At 66.5% G+C, this 24,216-nt stretch carries 21 protein-coding genes and 1 pseudogene; 12 read left to right on the top strand and 10 right to left on the bottom strand.

What is annotated here, in order from left to right; genetic code table 11:
* Positions 1–9: 9 nt before the first annotated feature.
* Positions 10–1,251, bottom strand: coding sequence for an FAD-dependent monooxygenase (locus CU044_RS02480; RefSeq protein ID WP_193563852.1), 1,242 nt, complete (start codon positions 1,249–1,251; stop codon positions 10–12).
* Between the two features lie 170 nt (positions 1,252–1,421).
* On the opposite strand from CU044_RS02480, the gene CU044_RS02475 reads away from it, so the two are divergent.
* From CU044_RS02475 to tatA, 4 genes are all read left to right on the top strand, one after another.
* Positions 1,422–1,751 carry a twin-arginine translocase TatA/TatE family subunit gene (locus CU044_RS02475; RefSeq protein ID WP_129766759.1) on the top strand — a complete coding sequence of 110 codons (330 nt, stop codon included), beginning with the start codon at positions 1,422–1,424 and terminating at the stop codon, positions 1,749–1,751.
* 100 nt (positions 1,752–1,851) lie between these two features.
* The gene (locus CU044_RS02470; protein ID WP_129766791.1) at positions 1,852–2,208 is read left to right on the top strand and encodes a metalloregulator ArsR/SmtB family transcription factor; all 357 of its coding nucleotides are present in this window, start codon (positions 1,852–1,854) and stop codon (positions 2,206–2,208) included.
* A 133-nt stretch (positions 2,209–2,341) separates the two neighbouring features.
* On the top strand, positions 2,342–5,119 hold the full coding sequence (locus CU044_RS02465) for an HAD-IC family P-type ATPase (RefSeq protein WP_240045288.1): 2,778 nt from the start codon (positions 2,342–2,344) through the stop codon (positions 5,117–5,119).
* A gap of 114 nt (positions 5,120–5,233) precedes the next feature.
* Complete coding sequence (gene tatA, locus CU044_RS02460; RefSeq protein ID WP_129766758.1) at positions 5,234–5,455, top strand: Sec-independent protein translocase subunit TatA; 222 nt, start codon at positions 5,234–5,236, stop codon at positions 5,453–5,455.
* A gap of 21 nt (positions 5,456–5,476) precedes the next feature.
* Here tatA and CU044_RS02455 read toward each other — a convergent pair whose 3' ends face one another.
* The gene (locus CU044_RS02455; protein ID WP_129766757.1) at positions 5,477–5,743 is read right to left on the bottom strand and encodes a hypothetical protein; all 267 of its coding nucleotides are present in this window, start codon (positions 5,741–5,743) and stop codon (positions 5,477–5,479) included.
* Between the two features lie 129 nt (positions 5,744–5,872).
* Positions 5,873–7,843, bottom strand: a complete 1,971-nt coding sequence (gene htpG, locus CU044_RS02450) for a molecular chaperone HtpG (RefSeq protein WP_129766756.1) — start codon at positions 7,841–7,843, stop codon at positions 5,873–5,875.
* Positions 7,844–8,389: 546 nt separating this feature from the next.
* On the opposite strand from htpG, the gene CU044_RS02445 reads away from it, so the two are divergent.
* The 6 genes from CU044_RS02445 to CU044_RS02415 all read left to right on the top strand — a co-directional run bounded on the left by CU044_RS02445 (position 8,390) and on the right by CU044_RS02415 (position 15,556).
* Entirely contained in the window at positions 8,390–9,277 is an 888-nt protein-coding gene (locus tag CU044_RS02445; RefSeq protein WP_129766755.1) for a nucleic acid/nucleotide deaminase domain-containing protein, read from the top strand.
* A 92-nt stretch (positions 9,278–9,369) separates the two neighbouring features.
* Complete coding sequence (locus CU044_RS02440) at positions 9,370–10,929, top strand: hypothetical protein (RefSeq protein ID WP_240045287.1); 1,560 nt, start codon at positions 9,370–9,372, stop codon at positions 10,927–10,929.
* 115 nt (positions 10,930–11,044) lie between these two features.
* Positions 11,045–12,571: a nucleic acid/nucleotide deaminase domain-containing protein gene (locus CU044_RS02435; RefSeq protein WP_129766753.1), complete on the top strand. Its 1,527-nt coding sequence runs from the start codon at positions 11,045–11,047 to the stop codon at positions 12,569–12,571.
* Positions 12,572–12,599: 28 nt separating this feature from the next.
* A complete protein-coding gene (locus CU044_RS02430) occupies positions 12,600–13,145 on the top strand; it encodes an SUKH-4 family immunity protein (RefSeq protein ID WP_129766752.1) in 546 nt (181 codons plus the stop codon).
* A gap of 721 nt (positions 13,146–13,866) precedes the next feature.
* A complete protein-coding gene (locus CU044_RS02425; RefSeq protein WP_165371758.1) occupies positions 13,867–14,433 on the top strand; it encodes a hypothetical protein in 567 nt (188 codons plus the stop codon).
* A 619-nt stretch (positions 14,434–15,052) separates the two neighbouring features.
* Positions 15,053–15,556 carry a very short patch repair endonuclease gene (locus CU044_RS02415; protein ID WP_129766750.1) on the top strand — a complete coding sequence of 168 codons (504 nt, stop codon included), beginning with the start codon at positions 15,053–15,055 and terminating at the stop codon, positions 15,554–15,556.
* A 299-nt stretch (positions 15,557–15,855) separates the two neighbouring features.
* Here the strand turns inward: CU044_RS02415 and CU044_RS02405 are convergent, their stop codons facing one another.
* A complete protein-coding gene (locus CU044_RS02405) occupies positions 15,856–16,107 on the bottom strand; it encodes a hypothetical protein (protein ID WP_129766749.1) in 252 nt (83 codons plus the stop codon).
* A 714-nt stretch (positions 16,108–16,821) separates the two neighbouring features.
* Here CU044_RS02405 and CU044_RS02400 point away from each other — a divergent pair.
* The gene (locus CU044_RS02400) at positions 16,822–17,115 is read left to right on the top strand and encodes a hypothetical protein (RefSeq protein ID WP_129766748.1); all 294 of its coding nucleotides are present in this window, start codon (positions 16,822–16,824) and stop codon (positions 17,113–17,115) included.
* 40 nt (positions 17,116–17,155) lie between these two features.
* Here the strand turns inward: CU044_RS02400 and CU044_RS02395 are convergent, their stop codons facing one another.
* Together CU044_RS02395 and CU044_RS02390 are read right to left on the bottom strand one after the other, a co-directional pair.
* Positions 17,156–17,698 carry an NUDIX hydrolase gene (locus tag CU044_RS02395; protein ID WP_129766747.1) on the bottom strand — a complete coding sequence of 181 codons (543 nt, stop codon included), beginning with the start codon at positions 17,696–17,698 and terminating at the stop codon, positions 17,156–17,158.
* Positions 17,699–17,950: 252 nt separating this feature from the next.
* A pseudogene (locus CU044_RS02390) lies at positions 17,951–18,901 on the bottom strand (mobilization protein); the annotation flags it as partial.
* 422 nt (positions 18,902–19,323) lie between these two features.
* Here CU044_RS02390 and CU044_RS02385 point away from each other — a divergent pair.
* Complete coding sequence (locus CU044_RS02385) at positions 19,324–19,566, top strand: hypothetical protein (protein WP_129766746.1); 243 nt, start codon at positions 19,324–19,326, stop codon at positions 19,564–19,566.
* Between the two features lie 601 nt (positions 19,567–20,167).
* On the opposite strand, the gene CU044_RS02380 is transcribed toward CU044_RS02385, so the two are convergent.
* Genes CU044_RS02380 through CU044_RS02365 form a run of 4 tightly spaced genes read right to left on the bottom strand, consistent with a single transcriptional unit; the run spans position 20,168 to position 23,175 of the window.
* Positions 20,168–20,401 (bottom strand): hypothetical protein, encoded by a 234-nt coding sequence (locus CU044_RS02380; protein ID WP_129766745.1) that lies wholly within the window; start codon positions 20,399–20,401, stop codon positions 20,168–20,170.
* Entirely contained in the window at positions 20,401–22,032 is a 1,632-nt protein-coding gene (locus tag CU044_RS02375; RefSeq protein ID WP_345790111.1) for a putative T7SS-secreted protein, read from the bottom strand. Before CU044_RS02375 ends, CU044_RS02380 begins: the two co-directional genes overlap by 1 nt.
* Positions 22,032–22,679, bottom strand: a complete 648-nt coding sequence (locus CU044_RS02370) for a hypothetical protein (RefSeq protein WP_129766744.1) — start codon at positions 22,677–22,679, stop codon at positions 22,032–22,034. Before CU044_RS02370 ends, CU044_RS02375 begins: the two co-directional genes overlap by 1 nt.
* Positions 22,669–23,175 carry an SseB family protein gene (locus tag CU044_RS02365; protein WP_193563850.1) on the bottom strand — a complete coding sequence of 169 codons (507 nt, stop codon included), beginning with the start codon at positions 23,173–23,175 and terminating at the stop codon, positions 22,669–22,671. Before CU044_RS02365 ends, CU044_RS02370 begins: the two co-directional genes overlap by 11 nt.
* Positions 23,176–24,216: the final 1,041 nt, after the last annotated feature.

Here is a 24,216-nt window from a genome sequence, read left to right as displayed (position 1 = left end):
GGCCGGGAGCTAGGGGCGTGAACGGGCGTGCAGCGTTCGCGCGACCCTCGGGCCCAGCCAGCGCTTGAGCCTGCGCAGCGGCTCCAGCTGTTCCGCCGCCCGGTCGATCCGGTAGTACAGCTGGGGCGGGATGTGCGGCAGCAGAGGGGAGTGCCGCTGCCCGAGCAGCGCGAACATCTGCGGCGGGGCCAGCTGCATATAGCGCGGAAGGTTCTCGTACCACTGGGCGCTGTAGCGGGCCGCGCTCTGAACGGGGAGGAGGGCGGACCTCCGTTCCCGCTCGTACTGGACGAGGGCGGCCCGCAGTTCCGGGTGTGTGTCGTGTACGTCGTGTCCGCGCCGCCTGTTGTGCCCGCGCAGCGCGCCGGCCAGTGCGATGGCGTCCTCCAGCGCGAGCGTGGTGCCCGCGCCGATGGAGTAGTGCGTGGTGTGGGCGGCGTCGCCGAGCAGGACGAGGTTGCCGTGGTGCCAGGTCCGGTTGGTCAGGGTGCGGAAGTTGAGCCACTGCGCGCTGCCGTCCGCGTGCGCCCGGCCGATCAGCCGGTGCCCGTCCAGCGGCCCCGCGAAGAGCCGTTCCAGCAGGGCCAGGCCATCGGCCTCGCTCGCCCTGTCGAGCCCGAGGCCGGTCCAGGTCGCCGGGGAGCACTCGACGATGCAGGTGCTCGCGTCCTCGCTGAACCCGTAGGCGTAGCACCAGATCCAGCCGTGCTCGGTCTCGACGAAGGCGAAGGTGAACGAGTCGAAGACCTTGGTGGTGCCGAGCCAGATGTAGGTGTTGCGCCCGGCGGTGGCTTCGGTGCCGAAGTGCCGGACGTGCCGCTCGCGCAGTGCGCTGCCGACTCCGTCGCAGGCTACGACCAGATCGGCGTCGGGCAGTTCGGCGGCATCGGTGATCGTGTGCTCGAACTCGACGCGTACGCCGAGAGAGCGGGCCCGCTCGGTGAGGATGCCGAGCAGCCGGCGCCGGCCGATTCCGAACCCCGTGTCGCCGTGGTGCACCGTCTTCCGGTCGCCGACGTGTGCGACCCCGTCGCTCCAGCGGACCGAGTTCTCGCTGATGGCGACCGCTGATTCGGGGTCGTGGACATGGAGCTTGTCGATCAGACTGCCCCAGTAGGTCACGCCCCAGCCGTAGGTGGACCCGGCCTCGTTCCGTTCGTAGACGGTGATGTCGTGGGACGGGTTCTGCCGTTTCATCAGGATCGAGAAGTACAGGCCGGCGGGCCCGCCGCCGACGCATGCGACCTTCACAGGTGCTCCCGGTTGTCCCGTTGTGACGCTAAGTGATCAATTGCGGACGAAGAGTAGCAGGCCGCGGTGCGGTTGGCCCGGCAGGGACTTGTTGTGTGGTCGGCCTGTACTGAATACTTCTACAGCGCTGTAGAAGTCGATCCGATCCGTACCGCGAGAGAGCAGACCTGATGTTCGGCTTGAGTGAACTGGCCCTGATCCTCATCGTCGTCGCCGTGGTCGTCGGGGTGAAGAGGCTCCCTGAGCTGACCCGCTCCGCCGGTAAGGCCGCCCGCATCCTCAAGAGTGAGACGAAGGCGCTCAAGGAGGAGGGCAAGGAGGCGGGTAAGACGGACGACCAGACGGATGGCAAGACGGATGGCAAGACGGATGGCAAGACGGACGGCCAGGATTCCGGCAGGACGTCCGACGCCGCCGGGCCGGGGGTGCGTCGTGTCGTCACGGGCACCATCGTCGAGCGGGACGATGCCCCCGCGCGGGACCCTCGCGACAAGCCGTAGCCCTAGACTGAACCGCTGGTTCGGGGCTTCAGGTATGAGGACATTCGGGTTGACGGGGTGACGGCCCGCGCGGGACGGGAGAGCGATCGTGACGCCAGGTGTGCCGGCGGGTGCCGGCGGCTTCGAGGATCCTCCTGCCGAGGTGCTGGCCGAGGCCGCCGCCGCGTTCGGGCTGCTGGCGTCGTCGGCGCGGCTGCACATCATGTGGGTACTGGCCCAGGGCGAGAGCGATGTGACCGGACTCGCCGAGCGCGTGGGCGGGGCGCTGCCCGCCGTGAGCCAGCATCTGACCAAGCTGAAGCTGGCCGGTCTCGTACGGTCGCGGCGCGAAGGCCGTCGCCAGGTGTACTTCGTCGACGATCCGGATGTCGTGACCGTGGTCCGGCTGATGGTCGGACAGCTGACCGACCGCGCGACGCACGCCCCGGCACGGCGCGTCCGCGACATCACGGCTTGAGTCCGCGGTGCCCGACTCCGTGGCGCCGGACTCCGTTGCGTCCGGAGCGGGTACGTCCGGAGCGGGTACGTCCGGGGCGGACGGGTCCACGGCGGCCACGTCCGGGCCGGGGCCGGGCGCCGACCGCGGTCCCGTGGACCCCTGGGCGCCGGGCGGGGACGGCACCCCGCCGGATCTGACCGCCCTCACGACCCTCCAGGTGCTGCGGCGGCTGGACAGCGGGCCGCGCGGGCTGACGGACGCGCAGGCCGAGGAGCGGCTGCTCCAGTACGGCGAGAACGCGGTGCCGGAGTGGCGTACGGCGTCCTGGCCGCGGCGTTTCGTACGGAGTACGCGGGATCCGTTCACCGCCGTACTGCTCTGTCTCGGAGTGGTGTCGGCCACCGTCTCCGCCTGGGGCACCGCCCTGGTGATCCTCTCGCTGGTCGTGGTCAGCTGTCTGCTGCGCTCGTCCGGGGAGCACAGGGCCGACCGTTCCATGGCCGGGCTGCGCGAGCTGGTGGCGACCACGGCGACGGTGCTGCGGCGCGGGAGTGACGGGGGCGGGGGCGGGAACGGGGGCGGGGGCGGCTCGCGGCCGAGGGAGATTCCGGTCGACCAGTTGGTGCCGGGCGATGTGATCCGCCTCGGCCCCGGCGATCTGGTGCCCGCCGACGTACTGCTCCTCCGCGCGAGCGGGCTGACCGTGCATCAGGCGGCGCTGACGGGGGAGTCGGCGCCGGTCGGGAAGTACGCCGTCGACGCGGCGGCCCCGGCGGGCGTCCAGGCCCCGGACCCGGACCGTACGCCCGCCGCCGGCGCGGCGTTCGCGGGGGTGTTCGCGCAGCCGCGGCTGTGTTTCCAGGGCAGCAGCGTCGCCTCGGGCAGCGGCACCGCCGTCGTCGTGGCGACCGGGACACGTACGCGGTTCGGCGTCGCGCGCGGCCGGCCGGGGCGCCGTACGGCCAGCGCCTTCGACCGGCAGGTGAACGGCATCTCGTGGATCCTCATCCGGTTCATGCTGCTCACCCCGCCGCTCGTCCTGATGGCCAACGCCGCCCTGCGCGGCCGGGGCTTGGAGACGCTCCCCTTCGCGGTCGCGGTCGCCGTCGGACTCACTCCGGAGATGCTGCCGGTCATCGTCACCACCGCCCTGGCCCGGGGCGCCTCACGCCTCGCGCGCCACCACGCGGTGATCGTCAAACGTCTGCCCGCGCTGCACGACCTCGGCGCCGTCGACGTACTGTTCCTGGACAAGACGGGCACCCTCACCCAGGACCGGCCGGTGGTCGGCGGGTCGACGGACGCGTACGGCGAGCCCGATCCCGAGGTGCTGCGCTGGGCCGCCGTGAACGCCTGGTGGACCCTGCAACTGGCCGACCTGCCCGCCCCGGACGCCCTCGACGACGCGATCCTCGACGCGGTGGACGAGGAGGATCCGGCGCGGTACGAGGGCGTGGCGGCCCTCCCGTTCGATTCCGTACGCCGCCTCTCCACCGCGGTCGTCCGACGGCCGGGCAGCCTCGGCACCCACACCCTCATCGTCAAGGGGGCGGTCGAGGCCGTGCTCCAGCGGTGCGCGCTCGACGACGAGGAACGGGACCGGCTCACCGCGCTGGCCGCCCGTGAGGCGGACAGCGGTCTGCGGCTGCTCGCGGTCGCCACGGCGGAACGGCCCGCCCGTCACCGCGACTACACCCACGCCGACGAGCGCGGACTCGACTTCCGGGGCTTCGTCGCGCTCCACGACGCACTCGCTCCGACCGCCGCCGAGGCGCTGAAGGTACTCGCCGCGCGCGGCGTCACGGTCAAGATCCTGACGGGCGACCACCCGGGCACGGCGGCCCGCGCGTGTCTGGATCTGGGCCTCGACATGGCGGCCGACGGGCTCGCGAGCGGTGACCTCGCGGGCGGTGGCCTCGGGGCCGGCGGGCTCGCGAGCGGTGGCCTCGGGGCCGGCGGTGGCCTCGGGGCCGGCGGTGGCCTCGGGGCCGGCGGCGGAGAGGTCGTCACCGCCGAACGGCTCGACGCGCTCACCGACGCGGAACTCGCCGAGGTCGCCCGGCGCACCACCGTCTTCGCGCGCTGCACACCCGAGCACAAGGCCCGTATCGTCGCCGCCGTCCGCGCCGACGGGCACACCACCGGCTTCCTCGGCGACGGCGTCAACGACCTGCCCGCGCTGCACGCCGCCGATGTCGGGATATGCCCGCGCGACGCCGTCGACGTCGTCCGCGAGTCCACCGATGTCGTGCTCGCGCGGAAGGACCTCACCGCGATCGAGCACGCGATCGGCGCCGGGCGCCATTCGAGCGGCAATATCGCCACGTATCTGCGGATCACGCTCTCCTCCAACCTCGGCAATGTCATCGCGATGCTCGTCGCGGGGCTGCTGCTGCCGTTCCTGCCGATGCTTCCGGCGCAGGTCCTCGTCCAGAACCTGTGCTTCGACGCCGCGCAGCTCGCCTTCGCGTACGACCGGCCGTTGCCCGAGGCGCTGCGCCGGCCGACGGAGCTGCGCTCCCGGGCGTTCTTCCGGTTCATCACGGGCTTCGGTCTCATCAACGCGCTCTCGGACCTGGCGACGTTCGCGCTGCTCGCGTCGGCCTCGCACGCCGCCGTCGACGGGGACGGCCAGGCGGAGTTCCACTCCGGATGGTTCACCGAGAACCTGCTCACCCAGGCGCTGGTGATGCTGCTGTTGCGTACGAGCGCACGCCCCGCGTCCGGCCGGCGGGCTCCGAGCCCCGTCCGCTGGGCCGCCGCGGGGCTCGCCGTCACCGGGCTGCTGCTGCCGCTCTCGCCGCTCGGCCCTGTCCTGGGCATGCCCGCGCTGCCGGGGCTCTCCTACGTACTGCTCGGCGCGGTTCTGGGGCTGTACGCGGCCGGACTGGTCCTCGCGCGGCGGCGTATCGGCGGCGCTCAGCTGTAGGGGCGCCCGGCTATAGGGGCGCCCGGCCGGAGGTCCATCATGGTTGTACAGTTGCGCAATACGGCAATCAATGGTGGCGGGTCCACGGCCCGGTGAGAGGAAGGCGGGGCGGAAATGGTGCGTAACGGGTTGGAGCCCTGGCATCTGCTGATCGTGGCGATCGTGATCATCGTGCTGTTCGGCTCGAAGAGACTGCCGGACGCCGCGCGTTCGGTGGGCAAGTCCCTGCGCATTCTCAGGAGCGAGGCGAAGGCGATGAAGGGGGAGGGTGCCACGCACCCGGCCCCCTCCGGCCGGGCGCCTTCCGGAGCCGCCGACAGTGACGCGGCACGCTGAGCGCGGAGCGCGCGGCTCAACTCAGGGGCTGGCTCTGTCGATTCCGTACCGCAGTGGCTCGCCCTGTACGCGCGGGTCCCGCCGGTATACGTAGACCGCCACCGCCTGGGCGCCGCCGGCCGGCCCCTCCAGCTCGCAGGGGTACGTCACCTGCACCACGGACGGCCGGTCGGTGACCCGCATCCGCATGCCGTCCGCGGGTCCGCCGTCGAGCACCGCGGTTTCCCATTCCGTCGCGCACGTATTCACGTCCGGGTGCCTGCCCGGATCCCTGCCCTGATCATTCATGCGAACACTTTATGGGTTGCGCAAGTTTAGGACTATAGGTGGGATCCGGACAGGGACGGACGTACGCCGTGGGCCGGACGGTGGTGGAGCCCGACTACACGGGTGCGCTCGACTACACGGTGCGCTCGACTACAGGGTGCGCTCCAGCCGGTCCGCCATCAGCTTGATGAAGCGCGAGGGGTCACTCAGCTCGCCGCCGTCGGCCAGGAGGGCCATCCCGTAGAGGAGTTCGGCCGCCTCGGCCAGTCCCGCGTCGGCGTCCCGTTCCGTGTGGGCCTTCCGCAACCCGGTGACCAGCGGGTGCGTGGGGTTGAGTTCGAGGATGCGCTTGATGCGCGGCACCTCCTGGCCCATGGCGCGGTACATGTTCTCCAGGGCGGGCGTCACATCGTGGGTGTCCCCGACGATGCAGGCGGGCGAGACGGTGAGCCGGGACGAGAGCCGTACTTCCTTCACGCTCTCGCTCAGCTCCGTCGTCATCCACGTCAGCAGACCGGCGAACTCCTGCTGCCGCTTCTCGCGTTCGGCCTCGACCTCCTTCTTCTCCTCCTCGGTGTCGAGATCGACCTCGCCCTTCGCGATCGACCGCAGCTGCTTGCCGTCGAACTCCGGTACGGACTGGACCCACACCTCGTCGACCGGATCGGTCAGCAGCAGCACTTCGAAGCCCTTGGCCTGGAACGCTTCCATGTGAGGCGAACTCTCGATGGCCGAGCGCGACTCGCCCGTCATGTAGAAGATGTGCTGCTGGCCTTCCTTCATACGGTCCACGTACTGCCGGAGAGTGGTCAGCCCCTCCTTGTCCTGGGTCGACGCGAACGAGGAGACGCCGAGGATCGCGTCGCGGTTCTCGAAGTCGCTGAGAAGACCTTCCTTCAGGACCCGGCCGAATTCCTTCCAGAACGTCGCGTAACGCTCCGGGCTGCCGGACATCATGTCCTTCAGCGTCGACAGCACCTTCTTGACGAGGCGACGGTGCATCAACTGGATCTGGCGGTCCTGCTGGAGGATTTCCCGCGACACATTGAGCGACAGGTCCTGCGCGTCGACGACACCCTTGATGAAGCGGAGGTATTCGGGCATGAGCGCTTCGCAGTCGTCCATGATGAACACGCGCTTCACATAGAGCTGAACTCCGCGTTTGTGCCCCTGCATGAACAGGTCCTGGGGCGGGTGGGACGGGATGAAGAGCAGCGCCTGATATTCGAAGGTGCCCTCCGCCTGCATACGGATGGTTTCGAGCGGGTCGTTCCAGTCGTGACTGATGTGCTTGTACAGCTCGCTGTACTCGTCATCGGTCACCTCGTCCCTGGACCGGGCCCACAGCGCCTTCATGGAGTTGATCGTCTCGGCCTCGCGCCGGCCGTCACTGCCGCCGTCCGCATCCGTGTCGGCGTCCGTGTCCGCGCCCGCGCCCGCGCCCGCGTCAGTGTCCGTGGATTCCGCGGCCATCTTGATGGGCCACGTGATGAAGTCCGAGTACCGCTTGACGATTTCCTTGATCTTCCAGGTGGACGTGTAGTCGAAGAGCTGGTCCTCGATGTCCTCGGGCTTGAGCCGCAGCGTCACCGACGTACCCTGCGGCGCGTCGTCGACCGTCTCGATGGTGTACGTACCCTCGCCGCTGGATTCCCAGCGCGTCCCCCGGCTCTCTCCCGCCCGCCTGGTCAGCAGCGTGACCTCGTCGGCCACCATGAAGCTGGAGTAGAAGCCCACACCGAACTGCCCGATGAGTTCCTCGGAGGCGGCCGAGTCCTTGGCCTCCTTGAGTTCCTTCAACTCCTTCAGGAACTTCGCGGTGCCGGAATTCGCGATCGTCCCGATGAGCTCCACTACTTCGTCGTGCGACATACCGATGCCATTGTCGCGTACGGTGAGCGTGCGCCGCTCCTTGTCGACCTCGATGCCGATGTGGAGATCCGATACGTCTTCCCGCAGCTTGTCGTCGCGGAGGGATTCCAACCGCAACTTGTCCAACGCGTCCGAGGCGTTGGAGATGAGCTCGCGCAGAAATACGTCCTTGTTCGAGTAGATCGAATGGATCATCATCTGCAGGAGTTGACGCGCTTCTACCTGGAACTCGAATGTCTCGATAGGCATGTTGCCCGGATTCCTTCCCCGATTACTCGTCAGCGCCAATGCAGTGGGCCGGCCCACATGGTATCCAGCCGCCGCGGCGCTCACAGGGGGAGCGGCGAGAGCGGGGGAGGACAGGGGGCCGGCGCCTCGGGCAACATGGGAGAGGTTCACCGTGCTGAGGATCTTCAGGCGGCCCAGAGCTCCCCAGTCATCATGCGAGCCCGCCCGCGCCCTCCTGCTCTGGGAGGGGTGGGCTCGCGTCGGGGAGACGAGCCACTGTCCGCTGTGTGCCGCAGGCGTCACCGACGTAGCAACCACCCCACCGGTGAGCGGAGTCGTCCTGCCGGAAAACGAGTCCACCCCCTATCGGCTACGAGCGGCCTCAACCGGGTTGTGACCGATGAGGCGCGGCCCGACTCCGTACCTCCGGACGACGCCGCGTCGTTCCCTCTGCACGCGCCCTGCGGTTCACGCAGTGTCCGCCGTCGCTTCCCATGAAACCCCGCACGCGAGGTCACCGGCTAGGGTCGTCGATGCCGGTAAGCCGAGTCTGTTCGTGAGGTATCCATGTCATCCCACAGCCCGGATCGCCCGGAGCCACTGGTTCAGCACTTCGGCCGGGACGGCATGCGCCGATTGGGACGGGGCAGTCTGCTGGGGGCGGACGTGCCGGAGACCGCTCGGACGTACTTGGAGGAGACCGGCATCCCGCAGAGCGTCGCCCCTTACTTCCGGGCCCCGGAGGCCGCCGAAGGGACGACACTGGGCGTTGTTGCCGTACGCCTGGGACTGCCTCAGCCCCCGAGAGAACTTGAGACATGGCCACGTATCGCCGGCGATGGCCTCGCGCATCTCTGTGTACGACCGGACGGTGCGGTGCAGGCGGTTGTCCTTGAGGACGTCGCCGAGGACATGTTCGTGAACACAGACCTGTCGACGCTCGGTGCGTCGCTACTGGCGCTGGATCGAGCCCTGCCCGTCATCGCCGCGTCCTCCGGGCCGGTGGACGCGGCAGCCGCTTTTCGAGGATTGAACGCGGAGCTGCGACGGATCGACGCTGCGGCTTTCGTCGAAAGGGAGAGCTGGTGGCCTCGCGTCCTGGACGATGTCCGCCACACACTCAACTTCCCCTTTTCAGCCGCCTTCGAGTACATCGACGAGGCAGGCAAGGAGAAGGTCGTGACGGAGGCGACCGGACCAGGGCTACCCCATCCCGAGGAAAGGATCTGGCGACGCCTGTCGGCTGACGGTGTGACCCCGAGCCGGGTACGCCGGGTCTACTGTGAGCTCGAGCCGTGCCTCATGCCTGGTCACTACTGCGCGGTCTGGCTCCACGCGACCTTTCCCACCGCTGAGTTCACTCACAGCTTCGACTACGGAGATACGGCGGAGTCCCGGGAGGAAGGGCTGAAGGCGCTCATCACCTACGCGGCCGAACAGGCGAGGCGTCAGTGACTCGTTGGGGTCGTCCCGCGGCTGGTCGCGAGCCCGCCGCCGCGGCACTGCTGGGCTGGCTCGCCGACGCTCGAGCACCGGGAATCTGCCTGGTGTCCGGATCCGAGCGCTGCGGGAAGTCGACGCTGCTGGCCTGGCTTGTCGCGCATGGGAGCCGTGAAGGGACGCCGGTGAGCCGGCGTGTGCATGCCGTGGTCCCACGGTCCGGGGAGAGCCTGCTGGGAACGGTATGGGCGCTGGCTGACCAATTGGGCGTGGTGGCGCGTGCCCCGGGTGAGCTGGTGGAGGTTCTGACAGCTGATCCGCGCCGCACCGTGATTGTCCTGCCGGACCTCGCCACCCGGCCGGTCGCCGAACTCGTGCTGGCACTGGCACAGTTGCCGCACCTCAAGCTGATCGCCGAAACGCGGACAGACAGCGCTGCCCACGTGCTCCTGAGAGAAACGAACGCGGCCGAGCTGAACCTGGATCTGGAGCGGTGGACAGATCCGAAGCGCCTTCAGACCTGGAGAGCTGGACTGTCCCCCGACGTTGATCTGAACCCAGCCGTCACCGAGGCGCCCGCGTCGGCGGATCTGGCTGATCCGGCGTCGGTCTGCGCGGCCGACCCCTGGGTCGTCACTGCTGCCTACGAAGCAGACTCCGAAGACCACGGAGGCTTGCGGACGGCGTGGCTGAAGGCAGGACAGTCCCTGTGCCGGGAGCAGGACGAGGCCTCACGCGCGCTGGTCCTCCTGACCGCTCTCGGAGACAGCGCCGACCCCCGACTCCGTCAAGCTCTCGCGGTCCTGGCTGAGGAAGCGCCCTGGCGCGTGGCATGGAATCGGGTCAGGGGCGACGTATCACCGCCCTGGTCCGGCCCGGTGGCCGCGCTGGCGATGGGATCAGGCCCGCTTGACGATTGCTTGCTGTCAGCGGATCACCGCGGCACTGTGCATGCACTCAATGCCTCGGATGCCAGTCCACGTGGGCGGTTCACACCCTCGGCCACAAAGTGCACCGCGATGTCCGTGCCGCCGGACGGGACGGTCTTGCTGTTGGATGAATTGGGCCGAGTGCACGTGGAGCGATCGTGGGCCGCGCGCCCGGACGCCTCTGGTCTCGAAGCGTTGCTGAACGACAAGCCTTATCTGACCGACCACTTCATAGGCGAGTTGCGGGAGCACTCGGGAACGGCCCTGGCGGCCACACCCAGTGAGCAGCCGGTAGTGGTTCTCGGTGACGCCGATGGCGGGGTACGCACCTTCGGCGGCGACACAACTGACTCGGCGCGTTCACATGCTGGACGCGTCGCAGCCCTTTCGGCGCTGAACGTCAGAGTTGAGGGCGAGACCGGCGGCGTCGTGCCGTTGGTCTACAGCGGGGGCGCGGACGGAACAGTGCGAGCATGGGCGCCGGGCCACGAGCCGATGGCCGCGCCGCTTGCCGAGCGCCGCTGTCCAGTCGTGGCGCTGCACGCGTCGGACACCCGTGAAGGGCCGGCGCTGGTGGTTGCCTGGGAGGATGGCCTCGTCGAACTGCATCGCTTCGACGGTGGCGAAGTGGTGGGTTTTCGACCGGGGCCTCCCGTCCGCGCTGTGGTCATGCTTGCGGACCGCTCCGTCGTCATCGGCACGGACGAGGCACTGGTCCGCATCGCTCCATCACTCTGACAACAGTTGACCTTGTCGACAGGTTTGATTCACAGCATCCTCACTCCTTCAAGTTGACGAGCATTCAGGCAGTCTTGAACCTGGAATGGTTGCTCTGTCTCGGGGGGATTTACGCATGGGGAAGAAGCTGCCCGACGATCTGGTCGAGGTGCTGGACCTTGTAGGCATCGACTGGCCCCAAATCGACGAGGACGAGGTCAAAGCCTCGGCAAAGGACTACCGGGACCTGGCCGAAGGCATACGTGATGCGGTCAAGGAGGGCAATAACGCCTGCTCGCACATCGTGGCAGGTAAGAGCAGGGGAGAAACCGTCACAGCGATCGACCGTCGCTGGGGCAAGCTCACCACCCGGGACCTCGCTACGTTCGCCGACGGGTGCGACGACTTGGCCGGCGCGCTCGATGAATGCGCCGGCCTCATTCTGACTTGCAAGATCGCGATCATCACCAAGCTCACCGCCACGGCGGCCGCAGCCACCGCAGGGGTTGTCGGCATGTTCTTTACCGCCGGGATCAGCGGTCTTGCCTCCGCTGCCGCCATCGGTGCCGCCCGCCTCATCATCCAGGAGGCCATCGACTACGCGATAGGCCAGATCACGGCGGTCGTCACGGACAAGATCGAGGGCAGGATACTCGCGGAGATCGAGACGCTGTTCAGCGACCGGCTCGGCGGCGGCAGCACCTATGACGTCATGGCGTCGGGTAGTGCGGACATGGCTCAAGACCTGGTCATTGAGTTCGATGAATTCGACCAAGCGTCCGGTGGCTACAAGAAAACCGCCGACAACTTCGACAAGAAGAAAGGTTCATTCAAGGACGGTGGCGCACAGCGCAAAACTTCTGTCAAGAAGGACAGTCGCTTCCATAAGCTCGCCACCGTCATGGACAAGGCTGAAGACGCGGTCGAAAAGAAGGCCGACGACATGGTTAAGACCCTTGAGGACCACGGCGGGAAGATAGACAAGAGCAAGCGGGACCACAAGGGTAACGACAAGGATCGCGAGCGCGACTTCGATAAGTGCGGAAAGGATGATGATGACGTCCGCACCTACTTGCTGGCGACAGACGGAACAATAGAACGCCTTCTGCCCAATGGTGACCTCAAGCCCCTGGACAGGGTGGACGAGGAGCGGTTGGGTGGAATCACCAATGATGGCAAGGCTTGGCGACCGGGTTCAAGACGCGAGCAGGAGGAGTCCGGGGTACCTGGCACTCATAAGGGTAAGGTGACTTCGACCAAGGTTGATCCGTATTCCGACCGGCTGGGCCAGGCAACTCAATTGGCCCGCCTTGCACGGAACGACTATGGGGGCAGCAACTACGCGGCAGGGCGCTATGTCGACCCCGGCGGCAGAGGGGAAAGCATACTCGTCGGCTACAGTGAACCAAACAAGCTCCACTCGGAACGCTCAATTGGTTACCCGGTAATGCATAACGAAAAGAAGTCAGGGTTGAAGGAAGTATTTACCGAGCGAGAGCCATGCCAGAAAAGGCCCAGTTGTGACAGGTGGCTGGATCTTTATTTCGGCTCCACGGCGGTGCACCACGTCGCCGACTATGATGCGTCTGTTTCCTCCCTGCATCAACGCAACAGGGAACACAGGGATTATGTGGCTGATCTGAAGATCGCCCATGGTCGATAATTCGAGGGTAAATAAGTAAGGTCCGGCTATGCATCACGCAATCACGTCCGAAGAGCTGATCAGTCGATATGGAATCACCGGCGTTGTTTATTTTCCGCGTTACGAAACCGATGTGCATCTCCATGGGGACACGGCGAGTTTTCTGAGTTCTGTCGGATTGCCGCACGATGAGCAATTCATGACGCGAGCCGAGGGTACGCCCATCATGCTCTCGGAAAAATATGCGCATCATGATGAGGAACTTCCCTCGCAGTGCGAGAACTGGCTTGAGCTGGGCTGGTTCTCATACATGGTCATCGCGCTGGACCCGGCGGACGGGAAGGTGTACGCGTTCCCGGAAGGGGATCCTCTCGACGCGTATGTGCAACTCCATCGGGATGTGGAGTCGCTCGCCTACACTCTTCTCGCTTTTCAGGAGTTCGCAGACGCCTGTCGTTCAGGTGCAGACCTTGATCAACTGGAAACCCATTTCAAAGAGAAGATCAACTCCTTCGATCCGATCCCGTTTGCAGCCGAGGAATCGGAGTGGACGCGGATCATCGAAGAAATCCTGGAGGAGTCATGGTCCGCGTAGGGATTCGATCGCGGAGTCTGAGTTCATCTCCGTGCTTCGTGCTGGGGCCTGTTATGCCCTGAGGGCTGACTCCACGCATGCTTGAGCAAAGTTCGTCAACGTCACGCACTGCCCTGAGCAGACCGGCTTCGCGAAGTGGACCTCGGTGTGTCTGCAGGGGAGCGAGACGGAGGAGCTGAGCTCTAGCTCAGGTAGGAGTGCACGAGTGCACCCCCCCAATTGCACGCCGCCGAAGTTGCCTGTGCACGAGGGTAGTTGAGTCACTGCCGCAAGCACGCACGGGGTTTCTTCGGCCGCGCCAGCGGTGGCGTCCGCAAGATCTCCGCGCTTGCCGCCCGGACCGACAGCGGAGCGCCACCGCATGAGCTCGCGTCCTTTGACACGGAAGACAATCGGACCGATTCCCTGACCAGCGTGGACTGGATTGATTGTCCAAGCCGTGTGGCTCAGCAGCAGTTTGGGTTTGTCGGACTGCCTGCCGTGTGACCCGGCGCTGCGTGACCGCGCGGTGTGCGACATCGAATGCGTAGAAGCCCTCTGCCAGTGGCTCTCCACGTTCGTCGCTTCGGCATCCGACTTCGTGGGTGCCCCAGAACTCTCCTGGGTACGGCTACTCATGCGCCGCGCGATGCCGGCGCCTACCGTCACATGCATGCTCCAGAGCCCTGTGCGTAGAGCCCGGACCTCCGGGCGGTCCGTCCTGTATGCCATCACAGGGCTCGTGATGGTGGCGCTGCTGGTCGGTGCCGTGGTGGCGGGGAACGCTGTGTGGAACGGCGCGCCGTATCCTTCGGCCGACCCCGACACGGTCGCGCAACGGCTCAAGTCCCGGTCCGACGAGGTGTACGACGACTTCGCGCTGCCCGAGAAGTACGCCGCGGGCTCGGGCAGGGTCTCTACCGGCGCCTGTTACTACCGCGGACTGAGGGGCCTCGCCCACATTGACGAGGCGCGAAGCGACGTCCGCAGCTTCGGTCTCGATTGGAGCCTGCCCGGCGTCCCCGAAGCCACCGCCCGAGACGCGCAGCGGAGCGTGCGCCAGCGGCTGGTGCGGAAGGGGTGGAAGCTCACTCACGAAGGCGACCGTGCAGGCGCGACGTTCCGCGAACTGGGCTTCCGATTCGAAAATCCGGCGGGCGGCGACCAGGTCGACGTGCGGTGGAACGACTCGACCACGACTCTGTTCATCAGCGTCTACGCCCCCTGTGGGCAGGTTCCCGACGAGTTCGTGGAGTACGAGTGGTCTGAGGCGGACTGGCATCCGAAAGAGCCATCTGCTGGGCTTTGAAGGTCGCTTCCTGCCCTTGAGTACGGGAAGCGACTCGTCACTCGGCTGGCGTATGTGGCCGACGTCCCGCAACACCCTGCTGTATGTGATGCGCCTATCGGGGGCGCCGCTTCGGTCGACGGAGCCGCTTCCCGCCGCCGGCTCCCCAGCGGCCCCCAAGACGACCTCACAAACGATGCAGGGGCCCGACCCGCTCTGCGGATCAGGCCCCTGACCTGGTGTTTCAGCTGTCGGGGTGGCGGGATTTGAACCCACGACCTCTTCGTCCCGAATGAGGGTCGGTTAATGATCTTTCCTGCCTGCATTGTGTTTGCACAGTTCAGGTAGGTGGTCCCGGTCGGTCTCGGGTGGTGTGGAGGGGGTTTGGGGAGCAGATCGGCTCCCAGATGGCTCCCAGCGGGAATCAGGCTTCGCCGATGGCAACAGCATGGACTACTTCATTGCCGGATCGCTGAAGCGCGCTGGTTGCCCGTACCGAGCTCAGGCGAGTCGGTGAGTGCGAGGCTTGCGGCCGCCCGTCCCACCAAGGGGAAGCACCGAGAATAGAGCTGGACGGACAGGAATGGGTCCTCGCCAAGCCGGATGCCCCGGAGGAAGCCGTCTCTAAGCTGTCGGAGATATGAGCGAGCAAGGACAACTAGAAGCACCGGCGGAGCAGTGGACACCGCCGGAAGGGGCGTGGGCGTCGTCGGCCGCGAACCGGCGGAGCATGCTCGGCAACCGGTATCGCGATACCGCACCCGAGCTGCTCCTCCGCTCGCTTGTCCACTCTGCCGGACTGCGCTACCGGGTGGCTGCAAAGCCGCTCCCGAAGATGCGCCGCACGGCCGACATGGTCTTCCGCCCTGTGAAGGTGGCCGTCTTCATCGATGGCTGTTTCTGGCACGGCTGCCCGGAGCACTTCGTGAGGCCCAAGACGAACCGGCCGTACTGGGAGGACAAGATTGGCCGGAACATCCAGCGAGACCGGGACACGGACAACCGCCTCGCGGAGGCAGGTTGGCTGGTGCTCCGCTTCTGGGAGCACCTCGAACCAGAGGCGTGTGCCGCCACTGTCATTGAGGCAGTGGCCACCCGGCGGCAGGAGGCCGAAGCCTCGAAGCATCCGAGGAAGACCTCCTGACCGCCGCGTCGCTGGCGGGCGGCGGTCAACTGATCTCCGCCTGGTTCAGCGAGAAGAGCTCATGCCGCCGGTGGCTTTCTTGGCCGAGGAATGAGGACGGACCCCACGGTCGGGCGGAGCGGATAGCCATACAGCGAGTCACGCCAGCGACCTTCGCAGGGCGTCTGTCAACGAGGCCGCACGCACATCGTTGCCGCCTCCGATCACGCGGTTCATCGCGTAAGCGAAAGTCACGCCGTGTTCGGGATCGGCGAATGGGCCCCGGCGGACTGCTGTCTCGGCACTTCAAGGCCAGGTGGTCAGCGGGCTGCTTTCCGTTCCACTCGCTCGCGGGCTGTCTGGTTGAGGAGTTGCTGGTCGGTTCGCTTGCTGTGCCAGATGGCTCCTCGATCCCGTTCGTAGTCCTGGGCCCAGGCGTGATCGATGACGGGGCGGATATGGTTGTGCCGGAGCAGGGCGGAGCCTGCCTTGCGGTTCCGGCTGAACCAGAGCGCGCTGTTCTCGTGCCGCTTGGTCCGGCCCCGGTGGAGTGGCGAGAGGACGCCCTGCATCCGGGCCGGAGAGTAGGTGTTGGTGGGCGCGGAGGGCGGTCGCCAGGAGTCGACGGTGGCCCAGTGCGCTATGGCGTCGCCGAACTCGGGCTTGTCGGTGTAGGGGTAGCTGACGCGGCGACTGATCTCGTCGAGGAAGCGGAGCTGGTCGAGGAGGTCTCTGCTCGCGCGTCGGCGCCAGTGGGGCGAGGCGATGAGAACGGCCAGGTCGACGGCTTCGGGATAGACCGTGGCGAACAGCTTCGAGGTGCTGTAGGCCCGAAAGGCGGTGGACTTGTCGACGTCCGGTATGAGGACGCGGGCCCGTGCGTCCCAGGTGTGCCGGACGTGCCGGGGGTCCTCGGGCGGGCGGACGGTGTCCCAGATGTGCCCGCAGAAACTGAAGGCGGTCAGTCGCGTCGTAAGTGGCGGTTCAGTAGCCGCAGGTGACGGCGCTGAGCGTGGACGATGGCGGGGATCTCACTGAGGTCCGCAGACCGGCTGCCAGCGCTGCGACGCCCGGCACTCCGGCGGCAAGGTGACCCGGCTCCTGCCGCACCACCGCTGCGTCTGTCTGCGTCACCAGCGGAGTACCGATTCTCCTGGCCTGAAGTGGCCGCCCCACGCACGTGGTGAAGCGCACGGGACTGCAGCGTCTGTCGTCAGCCCACTCGTGATGCCCTGCCCAACGAGACGCTCGGCCGGAGAGACAGCCACTCTGCGTACCCTCGCAGAATGGACCGTTACGAGGGCACAGCGCGTTTGGAGTGGTGGGCCAACCGTTCAACCTGCCTGGCGCGCATCTCTGTCAGGATCGTCCCCACGGTCGGCAGCGGCACGTGGGACGCCGCCGCCTCACCGCCCCTCGACCGCGATGCGCGTGAAGACGTACAACTGCTCATCGAGGCCAGTCCGTACTTCACTCTGCGCTTCGAAGACGACTCTGCTACCGAGGTTGAAGTGGTGCACTCTGGAGACATTAACCATCTTCGACTGACCGCCAGCGCGACCACTGCCCCGAGCGCGTGACCAAGCAGAGCCAGACGTCACAGGCTTGGTCGGACAAGTCCTAGCTGGTGGCGCTGGTGGCATCGTCCAGCAGGAGGTACAGCAGCCCGACCAGGCTTCCGCTGCTGACCACCTCGCGACGGTCGATCATGCCCCTGATCTCGGACATCGGGATCCACTCGATGCGGTCCGACTCGTTCAGTTCGGTCGGCGGGCCCGCGTAGGTGGCAGCCTCAGCGCAGAAGACGTGATGTTCCGAGTCGGTGATACCGTTCGCCGACTGCGCGTAGACGAGAGGCTTCAGACCCTCCACCCACCAGCCGGTCTCCTCCCCCACCTCACGGGCCGCCGCCGGCTCCGGGGTCTCGTCGGCCTCGATCAGGCCCATCGGCAGTTCCCAGCCCCATGTGTCCGTGATGAACCGGTGGCGCCACATCATCAGCACCCGCTTCTGCTCGTCCACCACGGCGGCCACGGCGAGATGCCGCATCCGGACCACATGATGCTCCCACCGCCGACCGTCCGGCTGCTGGACATCCACGAGCCAGAGATTGACCCACGGGTTGCTGTAAATCTGACGCTCGCCATGAACCGTCCACCGCATGAGCCAACTCCCTTTCGCCTCTGTGCAGCTCCCAGAATGTCACTTGGACGAGAAGTCGCCTGCCCTGTCGATGACTTCCGGCCGGTACTCGCGTGATCCGGCCGAAGCCGCCTCGGCCCGGACTCCCCGGTGAGCCCGCGTTCCTCGGTGTGGGCCCGCCGGCTTGTGGTGCTGTCGACGATGGCGAGGGTTCACTCCGTCCACGCGGGGCGCGGTGGCTGCTGTGGGTGTGGTGGTTCGGCTGACGTTTCCGCTCCGGGCTAGAGCGGCGCTTGATCGCTTGTCCGGCTGGTTGGCGATATGCCAGGTGATGACTTCGGCTGCCGAGTCGGCGGTACCCAGTTCACGCTCGGCCGCCGCTGTCGCGAGGATCTGGCCGGGGCGGTGGCCAGCGGTTTCTTCTTGAGCGAGGACGGTCGTGAGGGCGGGTCGGGCCAGGCCGGGGCGGTGAGGAGGCGCTCGGCGTGTTCGGCGAGGGCCTGTCGTACAGCGGCTGCGTACCCGTCGGTGTTCTGCTGGCGCGGGGCCCGCCGGGCGAGGTCGGTGAGCACCGGCTGGGCCGTGGCGGCGTAGGCGACGCGGAGGTGCACCGGCGTCTGCTCGGCGGCTGCGGCTTGCTGCTCGTGGCCTCGTTTCTCGTGCCAGCGCGAGTAGATCGCGGCGACGGTCAGGTCGACTACCACGGCTCCGTCGGTGCTGGTATTGCCGCTGAGAAGTTCTCGGGCCGCCGAGCGCAGGGCGGCAGCCTCCTCCTGGTCGGCGCGGATCGCGGAGCACCTGGCCCGGTTGGACGCGAGGATGTGGATGTGGTCGTCCGCGTGCTGGACGGCGATCCAGCGGCATGCTTGGTCGTCGCCTCCCGGGGTGAGCCCGGTCGCGTGGACGATACGGCGGGCGACTTCCGCCCAGTCGTCGTCGGTGAGGTAGCGGTCGCCGGGCGCGGTGCGTACGGGCAGTGCCAGACGTGTTTGGGCGGCTTCCTGCCGTCGCGTCGAGTTCGCGGGTGCGGAGTCGTACGTGGATGTCGAGACGTGTGGCGAGCTGGGTGTGGGTGGCCGCATCGTCGCGGCCGGGGTCGGGGGCGCCGGCCATGTCCCAGGCGGCGACGATGTGCGGGTCGGTGTGCTCGTCGCGGCGGCCAGGCTCATAGAGGTAGGCGAGCAGACCGCGGGTGTGGGAGCCGGTGGAGACGTCGGGAACCATCAAGGGCCTTCTACGGTGACCTGGTCAAGGAACCGGTAGGCGCGGTCAAGGACCTGGTCGGCGTACATTCGCGGGCTTCGTCGGCGACGCCGCCCTGACCGTCGCGCTCGGCAAAACGACCATGCAGGGCAGCCCGGAGTGACGGCCTGGCCCTGGCGACCGACACGCATGTGGCGCGCGATGAGGTCTCCATGGCCTTCTACGGCGACCTCTTCCGTACTGCCGGTTACGGCGGACTCGGCCCCCCGAGCTGGATGCTTCCGATGTTCAGGACAGGTGGGAATCCGCGTCAAAACAGGAGACGCGAGTCGGGGGTACGCAGCCCGGCCGCCCCGGCCCGGATGCGTACCCCCCACCTTGTTCAGCGAGCCCTGGACGCACTCAGCCATTCGTCCTTCTTTGCCGGTCTCAGCGAATGCACGATGATTTCCAGCGCCCGGCAGGTACGCCGCTACTTCACCGAGCCCGACGTACGTTCCGGCATCCAGGACAGGATCGCTCGGCGCATTACGCGTGAGACCGAGGTGATCGTCGCCCATGCACTTGGGACGGTCGCCGCGTACGAGACGTTGCACGCCCTCCCTGATTGCCCGGATCTGACGCTGGTGACGCTGGGCTCCCCCTTGGCCGTACGCAACCTCGTCTTCGAACGCCTCATGCCCTGACCGGTCCACGGTCACGCATGCTGGCCGACTCCAGTGAAGCGCTGGACCAACATCGCTGACGCGGGTGACGTCGTCGCGCTGCCAAAAGAGCTGGCCCCATCGTTGGGGATCGTGTCCGCGATGTCCGGGTCCATAACGGTGCAAAGCGCACGACGTGCGTCCGTACCTTACGGCTCGTGAGACTGGCCGGGCCATTGCCGAGGCACTGCGCCCAGGCGCCATCGACATTGTGTCCGGTGAGGCACTGGCGGAAAATAGGAGATTCGAAATCTTGAGGGGTTGCCCCAGCATGCTTTCCAAAGGTTCGCCAGGGCTTTGGAGGCATCCGGGGGTATCCCGACCTGCGGTGGAGCTGGCGATCAGGACGGTAGTGGACGGTGTTGAACGTTTGTGAATGAGACCATAACTGAGACCACGACTCGCGTGGCCGCTGTCAGAATCAGCGTTTTGCGGGTGCGTGCGGGCGTATCAAGGAACGATGGCGCCCTGAAGCAGGAGGTTTGATGGCGTAGACGAGCGGTAAGTTTCCGCGCGCGAACCTTCACGGGGCACGGTAGCCCGTAGGGCGACGTCCAGGGGGCGGTCCGGGTTGGCGTTGTTGTCAGCTGACGCTCATTCCGTGGTCGGGCCACTGTGATGCCTCCTCATAGAGCGCATTAATTTTGCGTGATGCCTTGAGGAACGCGTAGTCGATTTCGCCGTCGACGGGTTGAGACCTGCGACTTTTCGTGTCCATCAGGAGCCGCCGAGGCGGCTCGTTCGTGTCGAAGCCAAAGATGTATTCGACGGAATCATTCGATTCGGAAACCTTGCGAAAATATACCAGCGAAGCCATCACCAATCTCCTTCCAAATCTTCCCTCTTGAACAGCGGAATGTTTTTTTCCCAATTATAGTCTGTGTTTGCGAAGCGGTGGGCCTCCTGATATGTGGCACCAGGATTGTCGCGGAGATATCCGAGCTCGGCTATCTCGTGTTCAAGGAGAAGATGGTCTTCGGGGAGTGCGTTGCCGGATCTGAGGCGGATCCATGCATCTGCGATCTCCGCGTCTGCATCGAACTTTCGCACCACGACCTTACCTGTTTCGGGGTCGACGATCGGATGCTCAGTGTCGAAAACGTGCTTCTTGACCGACGCGATTTCTTCGTCTGAGAATCCCGAGGAGCCATCGCCTCGCCGCACTTGACGAGAGTGTTCGGCGATGCTGCTCACATCGCGAGAATCCTCCAGGAAGCTGGAGTACGCGTCCTCGGCCCACTTTGTCTGAGCTGGATCATCCAGAAGGTCTCTTGGGCGCCGCCGTGCTCCCGTCATCCATTCATCTGGAAGCCTGCCAACAACCGTTCCCTCGCGCAGTCCTGCCCTGATGCTCCCCCGGAGCACTCCCGTGCCCTTGGTGCCGAGAATCTCGGGAACGAGGCGGCCGAGGAATTCGGACGGGTCGCCCTTCGCCGCGTCCCAGGCGTTTTTCAGTGCGCGGTCCGGGTTGGCGACGGTGGTGGCGAGGCCGGCAAGCGTCATGTTGACGCCCTTGTAGTACTCGGCGGGGTGGGTCAGGTTGTACGCGTCGAGCGGGTTCACCGAGCGGACGAAGTTGACGAGGCCCGCGGTGCCCTTGACGACGCCGCCGCCGAAGTGGGCCAGCTCGACGCCTTGGCCCACGCCCCAGTCCATGAACTCGTGCTTCGCCCTCTCCCGGCCGGTGGGTTCCTTGGGGGCGTGGGCCATCGCCGCGGTGATCGCGCCTTTCGCGGACTCGGCGGCTTCGTTGCGGTGGTGTCGGGCGTCCTTGAGGATTTCGTGTGCCCGCTCGCGTTTGGCTTTGCCGGGGTCGGTGAAAGGGGCGGGTCTGGGGGGCGGGTTGTCGTTGTTGCGCGCCGCGTTGTAGGCGTCGACCTTGTTGTTGTACTCGTCGGTGGCCGTCTTGGAGGTCTCGTTGCCCTCCTTGTACAGGGCGATCGCCTCGCGTGCCTTGCCCTGTGCGCTGGTGACCGTCTTGGAGTACGTCTCCAGTGCCTTGGCAGCGTCCTCGAAGGCGTCGGCGGCGCGCAGCCAGTCCGTGGGCAGAGGCTGGAACTTCTCCCGGAAGGCGTCGGCGCCCTCGCCCTTCCAGCGGCTGGAGTCGAGCTTCCTCATCCCGCCGCCGACGAGATCGAACGCCTTCTGGAAGTCCCGCAGGTTCTTCACCGTCGCGGCGATCTTCTCCGGCCTGCCATGGATCAGCTCGTCGGCTTCCTCACTCTGGCCGAGCTGCTGCTCACCGACCTGCGCGCCGAGAGAGGACGCCGTCTCGTCGCCCCAGTCCTCGACGGCGTCCGCCCAGTCATGCGCGCCGACCTTGTCCAGACCGTCACCGACCCGGTCCGTGGTCCAGTCGACACCCTCGCCGACAACCTCCTTGCCCTTGTCGATCCCCTTGCCGATGCCATCGACGACATCGTCGGCGAGCCCTCCCCAGTCCACCATCAGCGGCTCTCCCCCCACCGCGGCTCCTCGGCCTGCGCGACCGCATCCGCGGAGGGATCGAGAGTCTCCTTGAGCTGCTCGTCCAAGGCGTCACGCATGGTCGGGTCCATCGCCCCCGAACGCTCCAACGAGTCGAGCATCGCGTCCTCCACGTCGTACGCGGTGTCCTTCCACGTCTGCTTGACTTCCGCGTGCGCCTCGGAGAACGACTCGGCACTCCAGTCGGGGTTGTCGTACGCGCTCTGCGTACGGATCTCGTCCCAGCCGACCTTTTTGACCTCGTCCTCGCTCAGGTGCGGGTTCCCGTTCAGCGAGTTCACACCGATCTTGATCGAGTCCTTGACGTACTGCTCCTGCTCGGCGAACGCACCGGCCGACAACCCCACGCCCTGGGCGAAATCGTTCCCGCGCAGCGTCAGAGCCCGGACCCCCCACTCCCAGCGATCACAGAACGTCTCGAACTCCGACGTCAGCCCGCCGTGCCCCAACTCCAGCCCGGACAGCGCCAGATCCGAGAACCCCCGGCCCGCCGACGCCTCGCCGATCATCCCGAGCTCCTTCAACTCGGCATGCGCCAGGTCGATGCCCTTCGCGATGTCCGCCAGCGCCGACGCCGACGCCCGCAGATCAGAATTGTCACCGGTCATTCCGTCCCCCGAGATCAATCGCGACCGAGTCCGGCACAATGCCCTTGACCGGCGGGAACAACATGCCCTCTCCGCTCCCCGCATCCAGCGCCACACCCGCCGGCCCCGGCAGCATCGGCACCATCACATCCAGCAGCCGCGCACCGAGAACCGTCCGGTACGTCCACTCCCGCTCGGCATCCCCCTGCGCCAGGGCGAACCGGGCCAGCGCCTCCTCGTCCGAGAACGAACAGATCCACCGCACACCGTTCTGATCGGCGGTCCACAGGCTGCCGTGCATATCGAACGGCACCAGCACGGCCGTCTCCCGGAACTCTTCGAGCAGCAGGTCGAACCGACGGCGTGCGAAAGCCACTTCGTCCATTGCTACCGCACTGAGAACCGCTGTGGGCTTCTCTTGCGAGGTAGGTAGCCTGTCACTTGTCGGCAGGCTGGCGAGCTCTGCAATTTTCGACGTCCGGCGGTTCCCTGATACGCCGTCACCGTTGTTAGTCATTCGCCGAATGTTGGCACGGGCGTCTTCCTGAAAGCAACGAAGATCGAGGGAAAGGGTCTTCCCTCACGAAAATGGACACTTGTTGGTGCTGTTATGCGGCAAGTGTAGTGGTGGTTGGTGATGGGGAACTTCTGCGTGGTCGGGTTCGGCATCGGTGAGGGCGGCGGCGTCGTGCGGTGCCAGCAGTCGCACCCAGCCTCGTTTTTTCACGGAGACGGCCGGTTGATCTCGTGCCGGTGATGACGCGCTGGTCCTTGTCCGGGAGCGGTGCTGGTCAGGGCTGCCTCTCGGCATCAGGTGACCTCTGAGATGTGGACACTCTGACGGCGGATCCATATTGCCCGGAAAAGTGGTTCACATGGCAGGACGGAAGTGCACCCCCGGATTTCCGAGCGGATGCGGTGGCCTTGTGGAGGACGTCAGCAGGGCGGCGGACGATGAAGGACGTGGCCGCTGACTTGGGCATTACCCGGGAGAAGCCGCGGTACTGGACACCTGACGCCGAGGGCGGTACCCAGGGTGCCAGGGCGGGCGGGCCCGGCCTGTGGCCGTCCAGCCGACGTACGCCGAGGCGTCCCTGCCCAGCCGAGCATGACGCCGACGCGCACCCTGCGGGCGGCGATGAACGTGGAGAAGTCCGTGGGCCCGGAGTTCTGGACGATGCTTGCACTGCGTTCGGCGGTGGTGAATTCGTGGTGGGGTTTTCGTCAACCTGTTCGTGAGCGCAGGAATCTGCTGCGGCCTCGGTGGCGGCCTCCGCGTCGTCGACTGTACTCGTCGTTTGCGACTGACTTCGCTTGGGCATCGGGGCTGTCCGGTTCGTCGCCGAGAACCACGGACTGCCACACCCGCTCGTGTAGTTCGCTGATGCAGGAGCTGCACGCGAACATCGGGGCCTGGAGGCCCGCGACGCTTGCTGGCCCGATCCATAGGACGCGTGTCCAGCGTCAGCCGCAGTACAGCCAGCAGATCCCGTCCACCCATGGGTTCTGGTCATCGGTCTGGGCGGGCGTGGGCAGACCTCCTCGCGCGAATTCAGCG

Origin of the sequence: Streptomyces sp. L-9-10, from assembly GCF_004151105.1 — a bacterium.
GTDB lineage: Bacteria > Actinomycetota > Actinomycetes > Streptomycetales > Streptomycetaceae > Streptomyces.
The sequence above is the reverse complement of the archived record's forward strand: the minus strand, read 5'-3'. Positions and strand labels throughout refer to the sequence as shown.